We start from the raw sequence: 6,424 nt of genomic DNA on the forward strand, positions 1-6,424 counted from the left end.
CCGGCCCGGCCGCCGCAGGGTTGGCAGCGCGAAGGGCCGTCACCGCTGAAGTTACACTAGCGCCATGCAGATCGGCTCCTACTCCATCGCTCCCAAGGTGATCCTCGCCCCCATGGCGGGCGTTACCGACAAACCGTTCCGGCTGCTGTGCAAGCGGCTGGGCGCGGGCCTGGCGGTGTCGGAAATGACCATTTCCGACCCGCGCTTCTGGGGCACGCGCAAATCGCTGCACCGCATGGACCATGCCGGCGAGCCGGACCCGATCAGCGTGCAGATCGCCGGCACCGAGCCGCAGCAACTGGCCGAGGCGGCGCGCTACAACGTCGACCACGGTGCGCAGTTGATCGACATCAACATGGGCTGCCCGGCCAAGAAGGTCTGCAACGCGTGGGCCGGCTCGGCGCTGATGCGCGACGAAGACCTGGTGGCACGCATCCTGACCGCGGTGGTACAGGCAGTGAACGTGCCGGTGACGTTGAAGATCCGCACCGGTTGGGATTGCGACCACCGCAACGGCCCGACGATCGCGCGGATCGCGCAGGACTGCGGCATCGCCGCGCTCGCCGTACACGGACGCACCCGCGACCAGCATTACACCGGCAGCGCCGAGTACGCGACGATTGCGCAGATCAAGGCCGCGCTGCAGATCCCGGTGGTTGCCAATGGCGATATCGACTCGCCGCAGAAAGCCGCTCAGGTGCTGCGCGAAACCGGCGCCGATGCCGTGATGATCGGCCGCGCCGCACAAGGCCGCCCGTGGATCTTCGGCGAAGTGGCACATTTTTTGTCCACCGGCGAGGTATTGCCGCCGCCGTCGTTGGCGTTCGTGCGCGATACCTTGCTCGGCCACCTGGAAGCGCTGCACGCGTTTTATGGCCAACCGCAGGGCGTGCGCATCGCACGCAAGCATCTGGGTTGGTATGCCAAGGACCACCCGCAAAGCGCCGACTTCCGGGCGGTGGTCAATCGCGCCGAAACGCCCGAAGCCCAGTTGGCCCTGACGCGTGATTACTTCGATGCCTTGATCGCCGGCGTGCCGCCCGCACTATCGGACGCTGCCTGAGTTTTCCTGCCTTGCTGGAGCCGCACGCATGAGCGCACCGAGCGACACCCCCACCTATCTGCACGGCTTTTCCGCCACCGAACAGGCGCGTCTGCTCAAACAGGCGCGCTTGCTGGAAACCACGCTGTTCAATCAGATCGACTACAGCGGCGCGCGGCGCCTGCTGGAAGTGGGCAGCGGCGTCGGCGCGCAGACTGAAATCCTGTTGCGCCGTTTTCCCGAACTGCATGTCACCGGCGTGGATCTGAGCGAGGCGCAGCTGGGCGCGGCGCGGGCAAATCTCGAACGGCTGGCGTGGTGCCGCGCACGCTACACACTGCAGCAGGCCGATGCGAGCGATTTACCGTTCGAGGCGCGTCAGTTCGATGCGGCGTTTCTGTGCTGGGTGCTCGAACACGTGCCCTCGCCTGCGCGCGTGCTCAACGAAGTGTGGCGCGTGCTGCTGCCCGGCTCGCCGGTGTACGTGACCGAGGTGATGAATGCTTCGTTCCTGCTGCATCCGTATTCGCCCAACCTGTGGCGCTACTGGATGGCATTCAACGATTTCCAGCACGACCAGGGCGGCGACCCGTTCGTCGGTGCCAAGCTGGGCAACCTGCTGCTGGCCGGGGGCTTTCGCGACGTGCACACGCAGATCAAGACGCTGCATCTGGACAACCGCGAACCGGGCCGGCGCAAGACCATGATCGGGTTCTGGGAAGAAGTGCTGCTCTCGGCAGCCGATCAATTGCTGCAGGCCGGCGCGGTCGAGGCCGCCACCGTGGATGGCATGCACCGTGAGCTGGCGCAGGTGCACAGCGACCCGGACGCCGTGTTCTTCTATTCGTTCGTGCAGGCGCGCGCCACGGTTTATTGAGTTGCCGATGCGGGCGCGACGACCGGAGCGCCGACAGCTTCCAGGTCGCCGGTCAGCACGGTGCTGCGGGGCTCGTGCCAGATGCGGTGCCACATCTGCCCCAGCACTGCACCGATCTGGTCGCGTGCCACCGGCGCACGATATGCCGCCTGCACCTGCCGCGGCACGATCGGCTGCCACGTCCCGTTGTCGCGATGGGCCACCACGAAGTTGAAGTTGTAGTCCGGCTCCAGGCCCATGCGCAGGTCGCTGAGCATCAGGTCATCGTCGACCAGGCGCGCGCGCATGAAGCCGCGATTGAACCAGGTCAGCCGACGCACCGAATCGAACCTGGCCACTTCGCCCAACGCCTGGGTGTTGCTGGAAAACCCACGGAAGTGCATCGGGCCGGTGTCGGCCACGAGAGAGCGCTCGCCGATGACATAGCCGTTGGGCGTCATCGCCACCACGCGCCACAGCAAGGTGTTGAGCGGCATCGGCACCGAGAACCGCGGCGCATCGGCCAGGCCCATCGCTGCCAGCGCACGATCGGCCTGGCGGTCGACCAGTTGCTTGGCAATCAACGACCAGCCCAGATACGCGGTGCTGGCCACCAACCCGATCACCAGCACGTGTTGCGCAAACGGGCGCGCGCGCGCAAACCAGGCCACCACGCAGGCGAGCAACAGCCACACCGTGTATGCCGGGTCGATAATGAACACGCTCGACCACATCGTCGGATGCGGCTGCAACGGCCACCACAGCTGGGTGCCGTAGACGGTGAACGCATCCAGCAGCGGATGCGTGATCAAGGCCAGCTGGATCGCCCAGAACCAGCGCGTGGGTGCGCTGGCCACGCGTCCATTGCCGTAGCGGCGGAACAGCCACCAGATCAACCAACCCACCAGCGGCAGCACGAACAACGAATGGCTGACGCTGCGGTGCACGGTCATCAGGGTGACCGGGTCGTCGGTGAGCGGCAGCAATGCCAGCGAGTCGAGGTCGGGCAAGGTGCCCAGTGCCGCGCCGGCCAACAAGGCGGCACGCCGCTGTCCGGGCGGCGCGATGGCGGCAGCGATGGCGCCGCCGAGAACGATCTGGGTCAATGAATCCATCGGCCGATGCTAGCAGGCCGGACATGCACGGATCGGGATGTTTGAGGCGGGGTGCGGCCGGCCGGCACCGTTGCGTCACCGGGCAGTTAATCGTCACGGGCAACGCACAGGCGCGTGCGCCCGGGCGGCGGACCGACGTCGGCTTAACCCCAAACCGATCCATTCAGGCGCACAATGCAACCGACACACGGGGCGTGTATCATCCGCACCCATCTTTTCATCCGAATCAAGGGATATAAGCCTGATGTCCAGCTACCTGTTCACCTCCGAATCGGTCTCCGAAGGCCATCCGGACAAGATCGCCGACCAGATCTCCGACGCAGTGCTGGACGCCATCCTGGCCCAGGACAAGCGCGCCCGCGTGGCCTGCGAGACGATGGTCAAGACCGGCGTTGCGATCGTGGCCGGCGAAGTGACCACCAGTGCCTGGATCGATCTGGAAGCGCTGACCCGCAAGGTCATCCTGGACATCGGCTACAACAGCTCCGACGTCGGCTTCGACGGCGAGACCTGTGGCGTGCTCAACCTGATCGGCAAGCAGTCGCCGGACATCAACCAGGGCGTGGATCGCAAGAATCCCGAGCAGCAGGGTGCGGGCGACCAGGGCCTGATGTTCGGCTATGCCACCAACGAAACCGACAGCTTCATGCCGGCGGCGATCCACCTCTCGCACCGCCTGGTCGAGCAGCAGGCCAAGATCCGCAAGAAGAAGAACTCGGCGCTGTCGTGGCTGCGTCCAGACGCCAAGTCGCAGGTCACCCTGCGCTATGAAGATGGCGTGGCGACGGCGATCGATGCAGTGGTGCTGTCGACCCAGCACGACCCGGGCGTGAAGCAGAAGGACCTGATCGAAGCGGTGCGCGAGGAAATCCTCAAGCCGGTGCTGCCGGCCAAGTGGCTGCACAAGGGCACCAAGTTCCACATCAACCCGACCGGCAAGTTCGTGATCGGCGGCCCGGTGGGCGATTGCGGCCTGACCGGCCGCAAGATCATCGTCGACACCTACGGCGGCTGGGCGCGTCACGGTGGCGGTGCGTTCTCCGGCAAGGATCCGTCCAAGGTGGACCGTTCGGCTGCCTATGCCGCGCGTTATGTTGCCAAGAACGTGGTGGCCGCCGGTCTGGCCGACCGTTGCGAAGTGCAGGTCTCCTACGCCATCGGCGTGGCCGAGCCGACCTCGATTTCGGTCACCACCTTCGGCACCGGCAAGATCGCCGACGAGCAGATCGAAAAGCTGATCCGCAAGCATTTCGACCTGCGTCCGTTCGGCATCATCCAGATGCTCGACCTGATCCACCCGATGTATCAGCAGACCGCGTCTTACGGCCACTTCGGCCGCAAGCCGAAGGACTTCACCTACACCGACGGCACCGGCGCGCAGCACAGCGCGACCTCGTTCTCGTGGGAAAAGACCGACCGCGCCGACGCACTGCGTGCCGCCGCCAAGCTGAAATAATCGCCCCGCTCCTGCGAAAGCTAGGTAGACGCATAACGACTGGGCCGCTGATGCGGCCCAGTTGCGGTTTTGGGGTCGTCGGTGGGTTGCCCACGCCAGGAAGTGGCAGGTTGCGAAGGCTTCGGCTAACGGCGGTCCCGCACGCGTACGGGCGTGACGAAATAGAGTCTCTTTCCCCGCGTGAGAGAGATTGGGGTGAGGGTAAGGGGGCGAAGCCACTCACCTACCGGATAGCACGGGCTGCGCACGCACCCTCATCCGCCCCTACGGGGCACCTTCTCCCGCCTTGCGGGAGAAGGGACAACGACGCCAACCGCCGCTCAAGCCCCTCTCCCCGCGGGAGAGGGGTTGGGGTGAGGGTACGGGGCGAAGCCACTCACCTGCCGGATAGCACGTGGCTGCGCACGCACCCTCATCCGCCCCTACGGGGCACCTTCTCCCGCCTTGCGGGAGAAGGGACAACGACGCCGCCGCCGCTCAAGCCCCTCTCCCCGCGGGAGAGGGGTTGGGGTGAGGGTACGGGGCGAAGCCACATGCCATGTGGACCACCGCAGAACAGCGGTCGCGAACCTGTTGCTACCGATCGAGCTGTAACTGCTGTTCGAGCGCCATCGCAAAATCCGCCAATGGGCAGGCCATGCGTTGCTCCGGAGCGCACAAGCCCAGCGACAGTTCCTGCTGCAGCGGCGGATGGGCCAGATCCAGCGGTACCAGCGTGCGCAGTTGATCCAGCGATTGCGCCAGGTAACGGGCGCGCACGAGCTGGCGGCCGTCGCTCTCGCGCCAAAGGCCGAGCAGCAACGCGCCGCCCGGCGGTGGATCGTCGGCGCCGTAGCCGGGCAGATGAAAGTGCACGCCCAGCAAACTGCTCAACGCGGCGATATGCGTGTCACTGCCGACGAACACCGAGACCTTCGGCGCCTGCGCGTCACCGAAGCGTTGCAAGACCTCGCGCGCCAGCGGTGCGCCAGAACGCGAGGCCATGTAGTGCGGCCGTGCGTAAATATCGAACAGCAATGCATGCAGGCGTGAGACCTGGGCCAGGCGCTCGGGCGTCGCACGGCCCCAACCGACCTGCGACAGCGGCAGGCCTTCTGCGTATTGCAGCAGCAACACCTCGCCGGTGCCGGAGGTCAGGTCAATTGGCCCACCCAACTTGAGCCCGCGCCCGTTGGCCGACGGCGCCAGCGTCGAAGGCATCTGCGCGAACTCGCACGGCGTCCGCGTGCAGCCCAGAATCTGCTGCAATGCCTGCAGCTCGGCAGCATGGCCTTGCAGCAAGGCGGCAGGGCCTCCGGTCTGTTGCTGGATCGATGCGACCGCTGCCGCCGCATCGAACGGCACCGTGCCGGCCTCGATCGGTCGAAACAGCGGATCGTTGCTGCCAGCCTCCCGATGCCCGGCAAGAATGCCGCAGCCGGGTGCAAGCGCGTCGGCCAGCAGTGCGCCGCTATCGATGGTGCGTTGATCGGTATTGGCCCACACCGACACACTGCCGGTTACCGGGCAACGGTTGCTCGGCAACAACGCCTGCTGCACCAGCCACTGACGCAGGTACTCGCCACTCAAGCGCACGCCTTGGCGACCATGCGGAGTGAGCAGGCTGGCGGGCGTGGACCATTGCGGCCAGGGTTGGTCGGCATAGTGCGCGGCGGCGGCCTCGCCTTGCAGCGGTGCGCGCACGCCATGCCGGAACACCACCACCACGCGCTCCAGTTGCGCGGCCTGCGTCGATGGCGGCGCTCCGGTGCCCACCTGTTTGCCGGCGGTGCCTGTCGCTTGATCGCCACCGTGCGCTGTGGAGCCGCGCGCGGTGGACACGCTCGGGATCGACGTGGTGCAGCCGCCCAACGCCAGCGCAGCCGTCAGTACCAGGCACAGCACGCTGCCGGTTGCCACTGGCGTGCTACGGGGCGTGCCAGACCTCGGTGCAATGCCGACGCACTGCCTGCGCC

Annotated in this window: 5 protein-coding genes; 3 read left to right on the plus strand and 2 right to left on the minus strand. The window is 66.3% G+C overall.

Translation table 11 applies throughout. The features are described 5' to 3' along the window. Positions 1-64 precede the first annotated feature (64 nt). Both dusB and LN450_RS13165 read left to right on the plus strand, forming a co-directional pair. Positions 65-1,063, plus strand: a complete 999-nt coding sequence (gene dusB / locus LN450_RS13160; protein ID WP_011346453.1) for a tRNA dihydrouridine synthase DusB — start codon at positions 65-67, stop codon at positions 1,061-1,063. Positions 1,064-1,091: 28 nt separating this feature from the next. After that, complete coding sequence (locus tag LN450_RS13165) at positions 1,092-1,919, plus strand: class I SAM-dependent methyltransferase (protein ID WP_011346452.1); 828 nt, start codon at positions 1,092-1,094, stop codon at positions 1,917-1,919. Here the strand turns inward: LN450_RS13165 and LN450_RS13170 are convergent. Further along, entirely contained in the window at positions 1,913-3,013 is a 1,101-nt protein-coding gene (locus LN450_RS13170; protein ID WP_011346451.1) for a metal-dependent hydrolase, read from the minus strand. The two genes, LN450_RS13165 and LN450_RS13170, sit on opposite strands and share 7 nt — an antisense overlap. Before the next feature lie 244 nt (positions 3,014-3,257). Here LN450_RS13170 and metK point away from each other — a divergent pair, with 244 nt between their 5' ends. After that, entirely contained in the window at positions 3,258-4,469 is a 1,212-nt protein-coding gene (metK, locus tag LN450_RS13175; protein ID WP_005910819.1) for a methionine adenosyltransferase, read from the plus strand. 576 nt (positions 4,470-5,045) lie between these two features. Here metK and LN450_RS13180 read toward each other — a convergent pair. Continuing rightward, a partial coding sequence (locus tag LN450_RS13180) for a histidine-type phosphatase (RefSeq protein WP_228892782.1) occupies positions 5,046-6,424 on the minus strand: 1,379 nt, incomplete at its 5' end.

The organism is Xanthomonas euvesicatoria pv. euvesicatoria, assembly GCF_020880415.1.
GTDB lineage: Bacteria > Pseudomonadota > Gammaproteobacteria > Xanthomonadales > Xanthomonadaceae > Xanthomonas > Xanthomonas euvesicatoria.

What these genes read in the sequence shown, in the direction of transcription:
- dusB (WP_011346453.1), top strand. Translation starts at nt 65, where the DNA reads ATGCAGATCGGCTCCTACTCCATCGCTCCCAAGGTGATCCTCGCCCCC.
- LN450_RS13165 (WP_011346452.1), top strand. Translation starts at nt 1,092, where the DNA reads ATGAGCGCACCGAGCGACACCCCCACCTATCTGCACGGCTTTTCCGCC.
- metK (WP_005910819.1), top strand. Translation starts at nt 3,258, where the DNA reads ATGTCCAGCTACCTGTTCACCTCCGAATCGGTCTCCGAAGGCCATCCG.
- LN450_RS13170 (WP_011346451.1), bottom strand. Translation starts at nt 3,013, where the DNA reads ATGGATTCATTGACCCAGATCGTTCTCGGCGGCGCCATCGCTGCCGCC.